Below are 16,231 nucleotides of genomic sequence, written 5' to 3' on the forward strand. Positions count from 1 at the left end.
CGAAACCTGAAACAGGCTTTTAAATAGAACCGCAAAAACCACTTCTGGTTTTTGTTTGCATTTCAAGTTACTTTTTTTAAAAAAAATTAAGTTTAATAATTTTCAACACCCGGTGTATAAGCTCTTCAACTGTTTGGAAGAGATTAAATTAGGTGGTAAAAGATGTGGGTAAAATACAACCCGATAATTTAATGTTTTGTCCCCTTTACAGGCAATATACAATTTTTAGCTGACTAACAGAAGAGTGGGATGGTAATGTTATTATGGCTTAATTTACCAGGAGTTTATATCCTTTTCCATGAACATTCAGGATTTCTACTCTCGGGTCGTCACGCAGATATTTACGAAGCTTACTTAAAAATACATCCATACTGCGACCGTTGAAATAGTTATCATCGTGCCAGATGGTGATGAGAGCTTCTTCGCGTGTTAAAACATCATTTTTTTTCAGGCATAGCATTTTTAGCAGCTCGGCCTCTTTTGTTGAGACCTTTTGCTGCACATTTCCCCTGGTGATTACCTGTGTTGTATAATCAAACTGGTAATCTCCTATTTCAAATTTTGATTGTTCTTCTGATGCTGTTTTTTCCTGGTTTGTAACTCTTTTAAGTAAAGCGTTTATCCTTAATAATAATTCTTCTACCCGAAACGGTTTCGTTATATAATCGTCGCCGCCCAGGGTAAAGGCTTCAACCTTATCTTCCATCATCCCTTTTGCCGTAGCAAAAATGATAGGGATTTGAGGATTGATCTCTCTTATTTCTTTTCCGAGGGTAAAGCCGTCTTTCTTAGGCATCATCACATCGAGGATGCACAAATCAAAAGATTCGTCATTGAAGAATTTCAAACCCTCTTCGCCGTCCTTTGCAAGTGTTACCTCTAATTTCCCCTTTAACTGTAAATAGTCCTGTAATAGCATTCCGAGGTTCGGGTCGTCTTCAACAAGCAATAATCTTTTCATATTGTCGGGAAAATTAGTTCAAATTCTGAGCCTTTATCCTTTTCACTCTTTACGCGGATGGTACCCTGCAGGCGTTTTACAATATTATTAACGTAACTTAAACCCAATCCAAAACCTTTAACATCGTGCAAATTGCCCGTTGGGATACGGTAAAACTGATCAAATATTTTCGATAACTGGTCTTTGCTCATACCAATGCCTTTATCAGCTACCTTCAGTACCAGGTTTTTATTTGTAATGATGGTACTGATGGTTATTTCCGGATTTTCTTTGCTGTATTTTGAGGCATTATCAATCAGGTTGAAGATAACATTGCTCAAGTGGAACTCATCAGCCAGTATAGTGGTTTTAGAAGCATCAAGATTTAAATTTATAACTGCATTTCGTTTTTGTAGTTGCAATGACATGCTGTCCGCAACGGCCGTTATTAGGTCGTGCACTTCTACTTGTTTTAAATCAAGTTTAAGATTATCCTTATCAATACGGGCAATGTTAAGTACACGTTCTATATGATCACCTAAACGCACATTTTCGTCATAAATAATTCCAGCCAGCCGGTCAACCCGTTTTCTGTCTTCTGCAATTTCGGGATCTTTTAACGCTTCACTGGCAATCATGATGGTTGCCACAGGAGTTTTGAATTCATGCGTCATGTTATTAATAAAGTCGGTTTTCATCTCCGAAATCTTTTTCTGGCGGAATATGATAAAAATAGTATAAGAAAAACAGCCTACCAGCACAAGCAGCAAACTAAATGAGGAAGCAAGTATGGCATCCATATTCTCAAACATGAATGTTCTTTTTGTTGGAAATGTGATGGATAAAACTCCGGATTCTTTTACAACTTCCTTTGGAAACAGGCTGGTACTGTAAGTGTTATAGTTTGAAGCAGTTGCGCCCTTGTCTACTATTTTTGTAAACAGAACGGAATCTGACTGGGCTGACCGAACCTGGTAATTATACGGAAGCTGGATGCCAAGGTTTGTAAGCTCTGCCTGCAATAAGGTATCAATCAGTTTTGGATTGATCCTTTCAAATAACGGAACTTTTGATTGCTCGTATTCATTGGCGAGGTCTTCAAACAGCGCTGTTTTTTGTTTAACGGTTTTTACAGAATCCAGGTAATTATTTACTTTTTTAACCTGTTTTTCCTGTTCTTTTAAACTCTCCTTAAGCTTGCTGTTAATTCGGGGTAAAGAAATTACCTGATATCCAAGCACCGGGTCTTCAACAAAATAATAAACACTGTCGTTACGGCCTTTTTTTATTGGTTTTTCATCCTGTTTTTCTACATAAAGGCCTATTTCCTGCTGCTGATAAATTCTTCCGTATTCGTCAACGGCCTGCTGAACACTTACCTGTACTTTTACTTTATTCAGGTCTTCGGCGTTTTTATTCTTAATGTAGGTTTCATAAAAATCGTTATTTATAACAAACGCTTTCGGATACCGTAACTTTAGCAGGCTATCGCGAAGGCGAAAGTCTTTATCGATTTTTTGCTGCCTTAACTTAAGATTTCTGGCAAACTGATTCGCCTGATATGGTGCATGCCTTTTCTTGATAGCTTCTACTGTATCGTTTACCGATTTTAACTTTAACCGTTGTTCAGCTCTTTTTTTCAGGAAAAGCATGGCATCCCTTTTCTCAAGTTTGTGAACTACTATGTTCAGTGCTTCATTTACAGACTGGTCGAATAACTGAGATTTTAAGCGGTAAGATTCGCGAATAAAATAATACTGCATAGCCAAAACGCCCAACAATGCAACACTCATCAATCCAATAATAAGGCTAATACTCTTTTTCTTCATTCCTTACAAATTTACGTAACGGAGAAAGCATACCTTTTCTGTTTAACATTTTTTAACAAAAGCAGATTACAGTATTAAGTTGGTAGCAAGGAAATAGCTACAGGACTAATTGTTATTACCCCTGTCGGTTGGTTCTACATCGTTTTCCTTTTCGAGTTCTTTTTGTACTTGTTCGCTTTTAGAGCGTAACCTGGACAAGTTCATTGGACTTTCCTCTGGCCTTTCATCTCCAAGCAGCACTCCCCAGTGTTTGAAGTTTCTAGAGCGGTCAAAAATGATTTTCAAAATAGCTATTACAGGCAAAGAGAGGAACATTCCGGAAACACCTGCAAGGCTGCCACCGATGAAAACACCCACAATTGCTCCCAGGGCATTTATTTTAACTTTTGAGCCTACAATGCGTGGCATCAGGATATTATTATCCAGGAACTGAACGAAAGCAATTGTTCCTAATACGGCAAATATTGGCCATAATTCCTGCGAAGAGGTAAGCGTAAGCATAACACCGATCAGGTTGCCGAAAAGAGCGCCTACATAAGGTATCAGGTTCAGGAACGCAAAAATTACCGCGATAAGTATGGCATGTTTAATGCCGAAGAGTAATAAAATTCCCCCTAAAAGTATGGTTATGTAAGTGATCTGGATAAGCAGCCCGATGAGGTAGCTTTTAATGATAACTTTTGTTTCGAGCATGGCGTCTTTCACTTTTTCATGATTTTCTTCGGGAAACCATAAAAAAACAAATCGCAACAGTAAATTTTTGTAGAATAAGATAAGGAAAATGTAAATAGGTAATAAGCCAAGAAATACAAGTACTGAAGTGAGTGAGGTAGCGGCACCGGTTAAAAGTTCTCCTGAGAAGTTTAAAAGCTTATTGCTTTGCTCATTTATAAACTTTAATTGTTCAGTAGTTGAAAAATCAGCAATGTCGTTTATCCATTCGCTAAGCGAGTTTAAATGTTTGGTAACATTTGCACGTATTTGAGGGAAATCTGCTATAAGCGCACTAACCTGTGAAGAAAAAAACCAAATAATACCCGCTGCCAATAGCGCCAGTAATAAAACCGAGAGAAATATAGAGAATACATCGGGCAGCTTTCTACGCTTAAAGAACTGATATACAGGTAAAAGAACCAGGCTGATAAAAAATGCCATAAGTATCGGCATTATTATACCTTTCCCGATAACTATTAAAGCGCCTAAAAGAAATAATCCTAAAAGTTCAATGGATCTTCTTACCGTAATGGGCATTTCTTTCATAGAATTCAGCTTCTTTATAATGCTAACATTCAAAGCTAAAAATGTTTTTCAGTTTTGATGCAGATTAGCTAAAAAGGAAGAAAAGGTGCGGAAGAGAGAAAGTGTTCAAAAAGTTGAAGGAACCTTTAACAATTGCAATGCACAGCACGTTTACAAATGTGCAAGGTTATTTTTTGAACACTCTCTGATATTTTTAGAATGGAAGATCGTCCTCGTCTGGGGCAGAGCTTATATCAACAGGCGGAGCATATTCAGGTGTCTGAGCTGTATTTTGTTGACCGCTTAATATATTTATTCGCCAAACCACCAAGGTGTTAAAGTAAGCTGTTTTTCCGTTACGGTCTGTCCAAGGGCGCCCTCTTAAGTTAAAGAACACCTCAACCTGGTCACCTACCTTCAGGTTGTCAAAAAGGTTTACCTTATCTTGCAGGGCTTCAAATTTTATAAATTCAGGGTATTGCGGATTTTCTGCAAATTCTATAATCAGTTCTCGTTTCTTAAAGGTTTCGGTTACATTTTGAACCGGTAATATCTCGTGTACTTTTCCCTTAATATCCATGATCTTTTTCGTTTAAATAGTAAAACCAAATCTGCCAATTTTAATTGATTAACTTTGAACAATCATTATGGAAGTTTTCCACACAAAAAGTAAAATAATTATAACTTGTAATAAGCGTTTATCGCCTTATTTACAATCAGAAGTAGAGAATTTAGGCTTTAAGATCGACCGTGTTTTCAGTACAGGAGTTGAATTGCAGGGAACGGTGAGCGACTGTATTCCGCTCAATTTAAATTTGCGATGTGCGAGCCAGGTATTGTACTCTATCAGAACCTTTTCAGCAGAAAATCCGGCCCGACTTTATAAAGAACTCCTTGAGATCCCCTGGGAAGAACTGATCGATTTTTCGGGTTATTTTTCGGTTACATCAAACGTTAATAACGAACACATTACAACTCCCTTATTTGCCAATCTGAAAGTAAAAGACGCGATTGCCGACAGGATAAAGGAAAGGAAAGGAATCCGTCCTAATTCAGGTTCTGACGCCAATAAAACAGTAGTGCATTTATACTGGCAGGAAGATCGTGCTGAAGTATTCCTGGATACATCCGGAGAAACACTTTCTAAACACTCTTACCGCAAAATTCCCGGAAAAGCGCCTATGCTGGAAGCCCTTGCAGCATCAACGATTATGGCCACCAAGTGGGATTTAAACAGTTCGTTTATTAATCCTATGTGCGGGTCAGGTACGCTGGCAATTGAAGCCGCATTACTTGCAACTAATAAAAGGCCGGGCTTTTTCAGGATGAATTATGCCTTTATGCATATTCTCGGATATGATGAGCAGGTATTTTTTGCAGAACGGCGTAAGTTGAAAGATCAGGCCAAAAAACAGATAGATTTTAAAATTATAGCTACTGATATTTCTGAAGACGCAATAGATGTTGCACGAAAAAATGCAAAAACAGCTGGTGTGGATCATTTAATAGATTTTGAAGTATGTGATTTTGCAGAAACTACTGTTCCTGAAGCAAAAGGCGTAATCTTATTTAATCCCGAATACGGTGAACGCCTTGGAGTTCACACCAAACTGGAAGCCACCTACAAGCGAATGGGTGACTTTATGAAACAGAAATGTAAAGGTTATTACGGGTACATTTTTACCGGAAATCCTGATCTGGCTAAAAAAATAGGGCTAAAAGCCACCCGCCGCATTGAGTTTTACAACGGTAAGCTGGATTGCCGCCTTCTGGAATATGAATTGTATGAAGGTACAAGGCGGGAAGAATAAATGAGTTAGCAGTTACTGCTCGTTAATTGTAAATTAACAGGCATGCTTTCGGATCCTGACTCCAGGCTTTCTACTAAAAATGGACGAGCTGTTTGAAAAGATATAAGACCGAAACACCCAGCAATTCAGGCCAGGCTTAAATATGATCTTCATCATAAACGCCCTTTTTGCTTGTTTTTAATAATAATGCCCTCTACCTTTGTTAAACAATGTTCAAGAGCCTTACAGCCTTTCTGTTAATTTTTACGGTGCTGACAGCAAATTTCAGCAAACTGTTCATTTACGCAGGCTTTGAACTTAATCAAAACTATATTACTTCTAAACTTTGTGAGAACAGGGATAAACCCGAAATGCATTGCAACGGTAAATGTTACCTGGCAAAAAAGATAAAACAAGCAGAACAAAAAGAAAGAAATCAGGAACGCGAATCCCAAAAAAACCATTTCCAGGAGGCCTTTTTAATTGAAAAAACGCTATTGACTGCTCCTGTCAGGCCGCTATTGAAATCCGGATTCGCCGAACCAACTTTCAATCTTCCCCGATATTCTTCTGTAGTTTTTCAACCTCCTAAAGCTTAGTCCTTCTTTTAGTAATTCCGGTTACAGGATAGAAAGTCTTTTTCTGCTGCCGGTATATCTTATTATTAATTTTTCAGGACTAAGTATATGAAACACTTTATTCTGTTGTGTTTGCTTATTGCCTTTCAACATAAGTCATTTGCTCAAACAAATGCTGTACGGGGCAATATATCAGATGCACAAACTCACGAGCCCCTCTTCGGTGCCAGTATCAGGATACAAAATACAAACGAAGGGACTTTGTCTGACAGGGACGGTAATTTCTCTATCAGTTCTAACAGTAAATTTGATACGATTATAATTTCCTCAACAGGTTATTATTCTAAAAAACTCTCAGTTTTCGATAAAGAGATGCAGGTTCTTTTAAGCCCGGCTGTTAATTCGTTAAAAGAAGTAGTAGTATCGGCTAATCGCGAACAGCGTAACCGCAAAGAAATACCGCTGGCTATTGATAAGATAAAATCTTCAACCATTAAAGATACCAAAGCAACTGCATTGTACCAGCTTTTAAACAAGGTGTCGGGCGTTTATATGGTGAATCTCGGGAACGAGCAACATACCATGGCTATCCGTCAGCCCATAACATATAATGCACTTTATTTATACCTTGAAGACGGCTTACCTATAAGGCCGACCGGCATCTTTAATCACAATGCGCTTTATGAAATTAATATGAATGAAGTAAAGGACATAGAAGTGATAAAAGGCCCCGCTTCATCCTTATATGGGAGCAATGCTATTGGCGGTGCAATAAATTTTATCAGTCAGCGACCTGTTAGCCAATCCGGACATTTTTCCTTACAGGGAGATACTCATCATTACTATCGGACAGACGCAAGGGGGAGCTTTACAGCCGGAAAGCTGGGAGTTTTTTTAAGCGGATACGCTGCTCATCAGGAAAACAGCTGGCAGGACTACACTGATTTTGATAAGTATTCGGGAACCGTAAAGACTACATACGATATTAATTCCACAACACACCTAACTTTTACAGGAACGTATAATTACTTGAATACGCAAACACCCGGAAATTTAGACAGTGCCCGTTTTTATAATCATAGCTACGGAAGTAATCAGCGCTTTACGTACAGAAAAGTAAGCGCTTTCAGGGCCAGTTCGCGGGTCGATCATAGCTGGAATAGCTGCAATTCAACATTTCTTACTGCTTTTTTTCGCGATAATTCTACAGGGCAGCTGCCGAGTTATTATATACAGGATATCAGGAATACAACAGGCCAGTACATGAGATCTGCGGGCCAGGAGAATAATCAGAGCTTTAACAGCTATGGGTTTTTACTTCAGCATAGTAGCCGCTTCAACTTTTTAAATTCACAGCTGATTGCCGGTTTTTATTTGGATAACAGCCCAAGTTCATATCGTGCCGACTTCCTTACAATTAATAAAGACATAAGCCGGAATTATTATACGGGTTATACCAATACTGATTCGCTGATTGATAATTATAAAATCCGCTTATTTAATACGGCGGCTTATATGCAATATGAAATTAATCCAACAGCGCCTTTGCATATTGTAGCCGGGTTGCGTTATGATCGTGTAATTTATAATTTCAGAAATAACTTACCTATCGGCCAAACTAAGTACAAGCAGGAAGAGAAAAACAATTTTAATGTTCTTGCACCTAAAATAGGCGCTACTTACGATTTAGGAAAAGGTGCAGGAGTGTATACTAATTTCAGTATTGGATTTCAGCCGCCCGAAACCAGCACGCTTTACGGCTCCAGGCAGCTTACTCCTTTAAAACAGGCTGTTTTTTATAATTATGAATTTGGGGGATGGATTCCTCTCTTAGATCAGAAAGTTAATTTACAAGCCAGTTTGTATGCTATGCGGGGGAAAAATGAAATTATAAGTATTTTAATGCCCGATAATACAACCCAGAACCAAAACGCAGGCACCACACAACATCTGGGCGTTGAATATACTATAACTTATTCTCCGTCTGCACAGTTTCAATTTCGTTTTAGCGGCACCAATGCCCGGCATACTTACGTGGAATACAGCGAGGTTAGTTTTGGAAAAACCGCTACTTATAATGGCAACAGGATGACTAATGCACCAGCCTGGATTGTTAATTCGGAAATCATGTTCAAACCAGCTTTTGTAAAAGGGTTTCGTTCATCAGTAGAGTGGCAGCGGGTAGGTGAGTATTATATAAACTCTGCTAATTCTAAAACCTATAATGGGTACGATGTTTTTAACCTTCGTTTAGGTTACGATCTGAAAAAGAACCAGGCAAAGGGGGTAGGTATCTGGTTAAATGCACTTAACCTTACGGATAAATTATATGCTACTACTGTAACAGCTAATCAGTATGGAGTTACTTACAATGCGGCTCCTCCCAGAACCGTCACTTTAGGATTAAGTTATACACTGCCCACAAGAACAAATTAATTTTATGAAATCTGTTTATTTAAGCATCATTTTTTTCAGCCTGCTTGGTATTATTTCCTGCCAGCCTGGAAAAGAAACTTATACTGCAACTCTTGCCGACAGCACAGTTGCAGAAACAACAAGTCCTTATCTTACACATGATAATAATGGAAATGCTGTTCTTTGCTGGACAGCAAAAGGTCCTTCTGATTCGCTATACCGACTTAAATATGCGATTTTCGACTCCGAAGTGGGGAAGTTTAAAGCGACAGTTACAGTTCCGGGATCTGCGGGAACAAGCGTTTCGGCAGAAAGCATGAATAAAGTAGCATTTAAGTCTGACGGAACAGTAATAGCAGTATTTGCCAAACGTTTTGAAAATGAAAAAAATCCTTACGCGGGAGCCATTTATTACAGTACTTCTTTTGATAACGGGAAAAACTGGACAAAAGAAAACTACCTTCATTCAGATACTTCTCATACTTACGGACGTAGTTTTTTTGATCTCTCGGTTCTAAAAAATGGCGAGATAGCTGCAATATGGTTAGATGGCCGGTATGGAAAATCTATAAAAGGATCAGCCCTGTTCTTTTCGGCTACCAGTAAAGGGAAAGGTTTTGGTGTTGATACCTGTCTGGAAAAAGGTACGTGTGAATGTTGCCGTACGGCACTTCTTACCGACAAGCAGGGAGCTATTCATATTGCCTACCGCAGTATAACATATCCGGCCGCAATGTTGGGAAAACAAGTTCGGGATATGGTATATACAGTTTCAAAAGATAACGGGCGTACCTTTTTGCCTGTTAAAGCATTAAGCAAAGATAACTGGGCGATTGAGGGCTGCCCGCATTCCGGCCCTTCGCTGGCGGCAGGCAGTAAGGGAATAAATGCCGTTTGGTTTACCTCAGGAGGTACGCCGGGAATATACTATAGCAATTCTTCATATTCATCAACCGCATTTAGTCCGCGATCCTTACTTAGTGCTGCTGGGCGCCATCCTCAATTAATTCCAATTTCTGATGATAAGCTGGCCTTTATCTGTGAAGAAAGTTCTTCAGTACATCATGAAGCTGGTATGGAAATAAAATCACATGCAGGTATGAATATGAATCATAACCATTCTCCTGCTTCAGCTTCAAAAATAATTTTAAGAATTTTAAGCAACGGGAATGAAGAAAGAAGTATAGCAGTTACAAGCGGTAAATTTGCGGAGCATCATGCAGTTGCTACTCGCGTTGGTAATAAGATTCTCGCTGCCTGGGTTAGAGAAGAGAAAGGGAAGGAAACAGTTTATTATTCTTTAATTAAATTATAAATAGAGCAAAATGAAAGTGTTACTCAGTATATTAATAATCCTTCCTTTGTTTATTTCCTGTAACCAGTCTCCGAACTATAAATCTGTTCGGGATGATGTTGTAGCCATTCACGATAAAGTAATGATTGATTATGAGCTGGCATATAGAAACAAAAGGAAGCTCGATACTCTTGCAAAAAATTTAGATACCTTAAAAAATCAGCACGATATAAATATCCGGAATAAGAAAAAGGAAATTTCCGATCTGACTGCTCAATTAGTTCATGCCGATGATTTAATGAATGACTGGATGCATAAGTTTGATGCAGAATTGGGTAATAAAACTAATGACGAAGCAGTAGCCTATTTTAATGCTGAAAAATTAAAAATTCAATCAATAGACACCCTGTACAAGCAAGTATTAAAAAGATCGAATGAATACTTAAGTAGTGAAGAAAAATAACAGGCTGGGATTACTAATTAAAATTTTTGAACAAAGCCGAGAGTTTTAGAACTACCTCGGCTTCGTTTTTCATGAACTGCTATTTTACCAATTGAATCAATTCTTCTAAGCTAACTTTCTGCTGATAACCGCTTTTCATGTTTTTCAGGGTAAGACTGCCGCTTTGAATCTCTTCGCTTCCTATCATTATTACAAAAGGAATTTTTTTATCGTCAGCGTAGCTTAGCTGTTTTTTAATTTTTGCAGAAGAGGGATACAGCTCGGCAGCAATTCCTTCAGTTCTTAATCTCTGAAGAATTGGTAAAGCAAATTTTTCCGCATCACCATCAAAGTTAGTAAGCAATACACGGGTAGTTTCTGTTGAATTATCCGGAAAAAGATTAAGTTCTTCCAGCACATCGTAAATTCGGTCTGCGCCGAAAGAGATTCCAACCCCGGTTAATCCTTTTAACCCAAAAACTCCTGTCAGGTCGTCGTATCTTCCTCCGCCGCCAATACTTCCCATTACCACTTCGTTGGTTTTTACTTCAAATATGGCACCGGTGTAATAGTTTAAACCACGGGCAAGTGTAATGTCAAGCTCAAGATTAGAGTTAAGAGTTGGGAGCTGAGAGGCAAGAAGGCTTACATATTCAAAGATCGTTTCTATTTCCTCTATACCCTTTAACCCTGTGGACGAGTTTGCTAATACCCTTTTTAAACTTTCCAGCTTTTCTTCATTTTGTCCTTCAAGTAAGATTACAGGTTTTAGCTTTTCAATATCTTCAGATGTAAAACCTCTGTCAATAAGCTCTTTTGTAACTCCTTCAAAACCTATCTTATCTAATTTGTCAATAGCTACAGTCATATCAACAATCAGTTGCGGTTTACCTATCACCTCCACAATTCCGCTAAGAATTTTACGGTTGTTGATTTTGATAGTAAAGTCTTTCAGTCCAAGTTTACTTAAGGCTTCGTAGTATATTAAAATAAATTCCGCTTCGTTCAATAAGCTTTCCGATCCTACCACGTCCGCATCGCACTGATAAAATTCGCGGTAACGACCTTTCTGTGGACGATCTGCACGCCAAACCGGTTGCACCTGGAAACGTTTGAAAGGAAAAGAAATTTCATTCTGATGCATCACCACATACCGGGCGAAAGGAACAGTGAGATCGTAACGAAGGGCTTTTTCCGAGATATCTGAGGTTATAAGTTGGGAGTTATAAGTTGTAAGCTTTTGCTGGTCAATTTTTGAAAGAAAATCACCGGAATTTAAAATCTTAAAAATCAGTTTATCTCCTTCTTCTCCGTATTTTCCGGTAAGAGTTGAGAGGTTTTCCATAGCAGGAGTCTGAATTTCCTGGTAACCGAACTTCCTGAAAACAGTTTTAATGGTATCAAAAATAAAATTACGTTTTACCATTTCAGCCGGCGAAAAATCGCGGGTTCCTTTTGGTACAGATGGTTTAATAGCAGCCATTCGGCAAATGTACAAATAGCCGGTAAAAATTAACCTTTCTCAAATTGTAATAAAATTTCTTCAGCGCTGTAGCGATACATGCTTTCTTATCGTCATGATGGTAGTGGAAAAGATTTTATTGTTTTGTAAGGAAATTAATACATAAACTTGTAAATTTAATATACATCTAAAAACTAACTGATTATGATGAGAATAAAAGCCTTCCTGGTGTGTTTTGCCTTGTTTTTTCTATGCGAATCATCTAACGCACAGGGATTATTGAACAGGCTTAAACAAAAGGCTGCTGATGCTGCAGAAAAGGTGATCGACAAAAAAACAGATGAAGCTATTAATGGCAAAGGAAACCGTAACACGAATTCGTCCCCTGCTGAAGGAGATGGTCCGGGCGTAGTTAACAACGGAAACAGCCGGAACCGTCCGACCAATAAAGGTGGCGCTGGACTGGTTACTACTCCACCCGATGTGAAGGAAAATTTGAACAGTGCGGAAAGCTCTTTCAAATCCGGAAGCTATGGCGAAGCACGTTATGCCCTGCAGCAGGCTATGCTGGGTGTGGAAATGGAAATTGGCCAGAAGTTGTTAAAATCATTTCCCGAATCGGTTGCAGGCTTGCCTAAAGTAGCAGATCAGGACCAGGTTACAAGCACTGGTTTTGGCTGGGCCGGCTTGACTATTCACCGCGAGTACCTCAAGGATGATAAACAACTTACTTTAATACTTGCAAATAATTCTGTATGGATGTCGGCCATTAATATGTTTCTGGCAAATGGATCTTACGGGCAAACTACAGGAGGAAAGCAAGACTGGAAACAAACCAAACTGAAAGGGAACAGGGCAGTGATTGAATACGATGAAAGCAGTGGGTATAAACTTAGCGTCCCACTCGGGCAAACTTCTCTGCTTGTTTTCGAGGGCGTAAATTTTGCTAATGAGCAGGAATTGATGAACGCTGCCGGCGAGTTTGATTTAGACGGCATTAAAAAAACATTAGGCGAAAAATAAATCCATGATGTTAAACGAATTAAAGAAATGAAAACACTGATTCTTACTATACTTTCTCTTGTTTCGGGGATTTCCCTTTATGCGCAGAACTTTAATAAAAACCTGGCTACTGCCCGTACCGCTTATTCAGCTGGTAAACTGGAAGATTCAAGGTTTGCTATGCAGCAAATGCTTCAGGAGCTTGACCTAATGGCCGGTAAAGAAGTACTAAAAATTTTGCCGGAAAAAATGGAGACGCTAAGTGTTAATACAGCAAATGATAATGTTTCTGGTGCAGCAGGCTTTGCAGGCGCAGTAATTCATCGTGATTACGGATCTGCTGATAAAACTGTTTCCATTGAAATTATTAGCAATTCACCCCTTATTTCTTCTATCAACGCTATTTTAGCTATTCCCTTTATTGGCCGGGGCGGAAACGGAAATCAAAAAATAATTAAAATAGAAGGATATAAAGCACTCGTACAAAAAAATGATACGGATTCAAAATTATCTTACGACGTGCAGGTTCCAATGGGTTCTACCTTGCTTACTTTAAAAGCAGAAGGATTTAACGAAGATGCAGTGGTAAAATTTGCCAGTGCTCTTCCAATGAGTGATATTGCTAAAAAACTTCAATAATTAGTACTAATAGTTTGTTTTCCGGACTATTAACTGAAGGAGAGTCTTGATACTCTCCTTTTTTTCATTTGTATTATTTAGATTAATTATAAATAATTTGGATTTATAGAAAAAGCTCTTTTATATTTGCCACACTATTTAGATTTAATCCAAATAAAAATGTTAACTAAAGCCTTTACACATACACTCACTTTTACATTCCTTCTTATTTTTTGTTCCATTTCAATTTTTGCCCAGGAAACTGCGGTAATAAAAGGACGGGTTACAACCGCCGATGGGCTGCCTGCTGCAAATGTTTCCGTTCGTTTAAAGGGGAAGAATCACGGAGTTTTAACTGACAGCGAGGGAGATTATTTAATCAGAAAAATAAAAGCCGGAGATTATATTTTACAGGTTTCTGCAATCGGATTAGTTGGCCAGGAAAGGAAGGTAAGTGTTACAGCAGGACAAGAGCTTGTAAACAACTTCATCTTATCCGAAAGTTTCTCTCAATTGCAGGAAGTAATCGTTTCTGCTAATAAAACAAACAAGTTCTCAAGAAAACAAAGCCCTTATGTAGCTAAAATGCCGCTTAAAAACCTGGAGAATCCACAGGTTTATAGTTCTGTATCAAAAGAACTGCTTTCAGAGCAGCTAATCTTTTCTGTAGATGATGCAGTTAAAAATGCACCGGGATTACAGAAAATGTGGGAGGCGACAGGCCGTGGAGGAGATGGTGGCGCATATTATAATTCACGCGGATTTATAATGCAAAGTCAGTTAAGAAATGGTATAGCCGGTAACGTTTCCAGCAGGATTGATGCGGCAAATCTGGAAAGTGTGGAGGTAATTAAAGGGCCTTCAGCAACGCTTTTTGGCAGTACGCTTACATCGTACGGCGGGCTGATTAACCGCGTTACCAAAAAACCCTTTGAAAATGTTGGTGGCGAAGTTTCTTATTCAACCGGAAGTTATTCTTTTAATCGCATAAGTGCCGATATAAACAGTCCGCTAAATGCTGAAAAGAATCTTCTTTTAAGAGTTAATACCGCTTATAATTACGAGGGAAGCTTTCAGGATAATGGATTCGACAAAAGCTTTGTAATTGCCCCAAGTCTGTATTACCAAGCCAGCGACAGGCTGTCTTTTAACCTGGATGCGGAACTTTTTAACGGGCAAAACACAGGTAAACAAATTATTTTCTTTTATTTCCCGGTTTCCCAGATCGGTGGATCTACTCCTCAGGAATTAGGAATTGATTATAAACGTTCTTACTCCGCTAACGATATTACCCAAATTTCGAGAAGCAGTAATTACTTCGGGCAGATGAGTTATAAGTTTTCTGATAAATGGACATCACAAACAAATTTTACAAGCACTCATAGTTTTTCTGACGGACATTACCCCTACTTCTACCTTTTGCCAAATGCCATTGCTACCGGCGATACTACCGCTACAGGCAGTGATTATTTATCGCGTAACGATCAGTCCACCGCCAACAGTGAAATAAATGTGTGGGAAATTCAGCAAAATTTTAACGGCGAATTTCGGATTGGAAACATGAAAAACAGGATTGTATTAGGACTGGATTTTTTCAGACAGAACTCAAACCAGTTCTTTTATGGCAGCAGTTTTGATGTTATAGCCAAGAACGGAACTATTCCAACCTACGGTAATTTTAATAAGAATAAACTGGATTCCGTTTATTACAGCCGTCCTTATGACTTTACATATCCTGTCCGGTTTAAATCAAATACATACAGCGCTTATATTTCTGATGTGATAAATGTTACAGACAGGCTTATTGCCTTAGCTGCTCTGCGGGTAGATTATTTTGACAACCTGGGAACATTTGATCAAACGACGGCAACAAATTCAGGGGCTTACCATCAGACAGCTTTCTCGCCAAAGTTCGGCCTTATCTTCCAGCCTGTAAAAGACAAGGTATCTTTATTTGCAAATTATCAGAACGGCTTTACCAATAAAACCGGAGTTGATTATACAGGCAAGAACTTTAAGCCCGAGCAGGCCGATCAAATTGAAGGGGGAATAAAGCTGGATGTATTTGGAGGGAAATTAAGCAGTACCTTATCTTATTACGATATTAAAGTTAAAGATGTGGTGAGGAATTACACCGGCCCGGGTGCATTTCCCAATGCACAGATTCAGGATGGAACTCAGTTAAGCAAAGGTTTTGAAGCTGAAATAATTGCAAACCCATTCACAGGTTTAAATTTAGTGGCGGGATTTGCTTACAACGATTCGAGAATGGAAAAAGCGGATGCGGATATAGAAGGCAGAAGGCCCGGAACAGCCATGTCTCCTTACGCTGCTAATTTATGGGCAAGTTATCGGTTTCATGAAGGCATACTGCAAGGTTTGGGACTTGGATTTGGTGGTAACTACGCAAGTGACAACATGATTGTAAACAGTGTAAGTATGGGCGTATTTACGCTTCCATCTTATACCATCCTAAACGCAAGCGTGTTTTACGATCAGCCGAAATACAGGATTGGCTTAAAAATGGATAATATTACCAATAAGCAATACTGGATTGGTTATGGTACAATGAATCCGCAAAAGTTAAGAAGTTTCAATGCCAGCGTTTCATTTAAATTCTAA

Annotated in this window: 13 protein-coding genes; 8 read left to right on the forward strand and 5 right to left on the reverse strand. The window is 38.7% G+C overall.

Annotated elements, in window-relative coordinates:
- Positions 1–268: 268 nt before the first annotated feature.
- The 4 genes from ACLCDL_RS02625 to ACLCDL_RS02640 all read right to left on the reverse strand — a co-directional run bounded on the left by ACLCDL_RS02625 (position 269) and on the right by ACLCDL_RS02640 (position 4,588).
- Entirely contained in the window at positions 269–961 is a 693-nt protein-coding gene (locus ACLCDL_RS02625) for a response regulator transcription factor (protein WP_423146506.1), read from the reverse strand.
- Positions 958–2,769 carry a sensor histidine kinase gene (locus tag ACLCDL_RS02630; protein WP_423146508.1) on the reverse strand — a complete coding sequence of 604 codons (1,812 nt, stop codon included), beginning with the start codon at positions 2,767–2,769 and terminating at the stop codon, positions 958–960. The genes ACLCDL_RS02625 and ACLCDL_RS02630 overlap by 4 nt, the downstream gene beginning before the upstream one ends.
- A 105-nt stretch (positions 2,770–2,874) precedes the next feature.
- Positions 2,875–4,029: an AI-2E family transporter gene (locus ACLCDL_RS02635; protein ID WP_423146510.1), complete on the reverse strand. Its 1,155-nt coding sequence runs from the start codon at positions 4,027–4,029 to the stop codon at positions 2,875–2,877.
- Between the two features lie 193 nt (positions 4,030–4,222).
- Complete coding sequence (locus ACLCDL_RS02640; RefSeq protein ID WP_423146511.1) at positions 4,223–4,588, reverse strand: DUF3127 domain-containing protein; 366 nt, start codon at positions 4,586–4,588, stop codon at positions 4,223–4,225.
- A gap of 67 nt (positions 4,589–4,655) precedes the next feature.
- Between ACLCDL_RS02640 and ACLCDL_RS02645 the strand changes: the two genes are divergently transcribed.
- The 5 genes from ACLCDL_RS02645 to ACLCDL_RS02665 all read left to right on the forward strand — a co-directional run bounded on the left by ACLCDL_RS02645 (position 4,656) and on the right by ACLCDL_RS02665 (position 10,548).
- Positions 4,656–5,819, forward strand: coding sequence for a THUMP domain-containing class I SAM-dependent RNA methyltransferase (locus ACLCDL_RS02645; RefSeq protein ID WP_423146512.1), 1,164 nt, complete (start codon positions 4,656–4,658; stop codon positions 5,817–5,819).
- A gap of 209 nt (positions 5,820–6,028) precedes the next feature.
- Positions 6,029–6,397: a hypothetical protein gene (locus tag ACLCDL_RS02650; protein ID WP_423146514.1), complete on the forward strand. Its 369-nt coding sequence runs from the start codon at positions 6,029–6,031 to the stop codon at positions 6,395–6,397.
- Positions 6,398–6,484: 87 nt separating this feature from the next.
- Positions 6,485–8,812 carry a TonB-dependent receptor gene (locus tag ACLCDL_RS02655; protein ID WP_423146516.1) on the forward strand — a complete coding sequence of 776 codons (2,328 nt, stop codon included), beginning with the start codon at positions 6,485–6,487 and terminating at the stop codon, positions 8,810–8,812.
- Between the two features lie 4 nt (positions 8,813–8,816).
- Positions 8,817–10,106, forward strand: coding sequence for a hypothetical protein (locus ACLCDL_RS02660; RefSeq protein WP_423146517.1), 1,290 nt, complete (start codon positions 8,817–8,819; stop codon positions 10,104–10,106).
- Between the two features lie 10 nt (positions 10,107–10,116).
- The gene (locus ACLCDL_RS02665; protein WP_423146518.1) at positions 10,117–10,548 is read left to right on the forward strand and encodes a hypothetical protein; all 432 of its coding nucleotides are present in this window, start codon (positions 10,117–10,119) and stop codon (positions 10,546–10,548) included.
- A 79-nt stretch (positions 10,549–10,627) separates the two neighbouring features.
- Here the strand turns inward: ACLCDL_RS02665 and hisS are convergent, their stop codons facing one another.
- A complete protein-coding gene (hisS, locus tag ACLCDL_RS02670; RefSeq protein WP_423146519.1) occupies positions 10,628–12,010 on the reverse strand; it encodes a histidine--tRNA ligase in 1,383 nt (460 codons plus the stop codon).
- A gap of 183 nt (positions 12,011–12,193) precedes the next feature.
- On the opposite strand from hisS, the gene ACLCDL_RS02675 reads away from it, so the two are divergent.
- From ACLCDL_RS02675 to ACLCDL_RS02685, 3 genes are all read left to right on the forward strand, one after another.
- Complete coding sequence (locus ACLCDL_RS02675) at positions 12,194–13,012, forward strand: hypothetical protein (protein ID WP_423146520.1); 819 nt, start codon at positions 12,194–12,196, stop codon at positions 13,010–13,012.
- 27 nt (positions 13,013–13,039) lie between these two features.
- Positions 13,040–13,630 carry a hypothetical protein gene (locus tag ACLCDL_RS02680; RefSeq protein ID WP_423146521.1) on the forward strand — a complete coding sequence of 197 codons (591 nt, stop codon included), beginning with the start codon at positions 13,040–13,042 and terminating at the stop codon, positions 13,628–13,630.
- A gap of 159 nt (positions 13,631–13,789) precedes the next feature.
- On the forward strand, positions 13,790–16,231 hold the full coding sequence (locus ACLCDL_RS02685) for a TonB-dependent siderophore receptor (RefSeq protein WP_423146523.1): 2,442 nt from the start codon (positions 13,790–13,792) through the stop codon (positions 16,229–16,231).

It is taken from the genome of Rubrilithobacter danxiaensis (assembly GCF_047272945.1).
Lineage (GTDB): Bacteria > Bacteroidota > Bacteroidia > Sphingobacteriales > Sphingobacteriaceae > Rubrolithibacter > Rubrolithibacter danxiaensis.

Coding starts and splice junctions, on each gene's coding strand:
- ACLCDL_RS02655 (WP_423146516.1), top strand. CDS start 6,485: ATGAAACACTTTATTCTGTTGTGTTTGCTTATTGCCTTTCAACATAAG.
- ACLCDL_RS02685 (WP_423146523.1), top strand. CDS start 13,790: ATGTTAACTAAAGCCTTTACACATACACTCACTTTTACATTCCTTCTT.
- ACLCDL_RS02665 (WP_423146518.1), top strand. CDS start 10,117: ATGAAAGTGTTACTCAGTATATTAATAATCCTTCCTTTGTTTATTTCC.
- ACLCDL_RS02630 (WP_423146508.1), bottom strand. CDS start 2,769: ATGAAGAAAAAGAGTATTAGCCTTATTATTGGATTGATGAGTGTTGCA.
- ACLCDL_RS02650 (WP_423146514.1), top strand. CDS start 6,029: ATGTTCAAGAGCCTTACAGCCTTTCTGTTAATTTTTACGGTGCTGACA.
- ACLCDL_RS02660 (WP_423146517.1), top strand. CDS start 8,817: ATGAAATCTGTTTATTTAAGCATCATTTTTTTCAGCCTGCTTGGTATT.
- ACLCDL_RS02680 (WP_423146521.1), top strand. CDS start 13,040: ATGAAAACACTGATTCTTACTATACTTTCTCTTGTTTCGGGGATTTCC.
- hisS (WP_423146519.1), bottom strand. CDS start 12,010: ATGGCTGCTATTAAACCATCTGTACCAAAAGGAACCCGCGATTTTTCG.
- ACLCDL_RS02645 (WP_423146512.1), top strand. CDS start 4,656: ATGGAAGTTTTCCACACAAAAAGTAAAATAATTATAACTTGTAATAAG.
- ACLCDL_RS02635 (WP_423146510.1), bottom strand. CDS start 4,029: ATGAAAGAAATGCCCATTACGGTAAGAAGATCCATTGAACTTTTAGGA.
- ACLCDL_RS02640 (WP_423146511.1), bottom strand. CDS start 4,588: ATGGATATTAAGGGAAAAGTACACGAGATATTACCGGTTCAAAATGTA.
- ACLCDL_RS02625 (WP_423146506.1), bottom strand. CDS start 961: ATGAAAAGATTATTGCTTGTTGAAGACGACCCGAACCTCGGAATGCTA.
- ACLCDL_RS02675 (WP_423146520.1), top strand. CDS start 12,194: ATGATGAGAATAAAAGCCTTCCTGGTGTGTTTTGCCTTGTTTTTTCTA.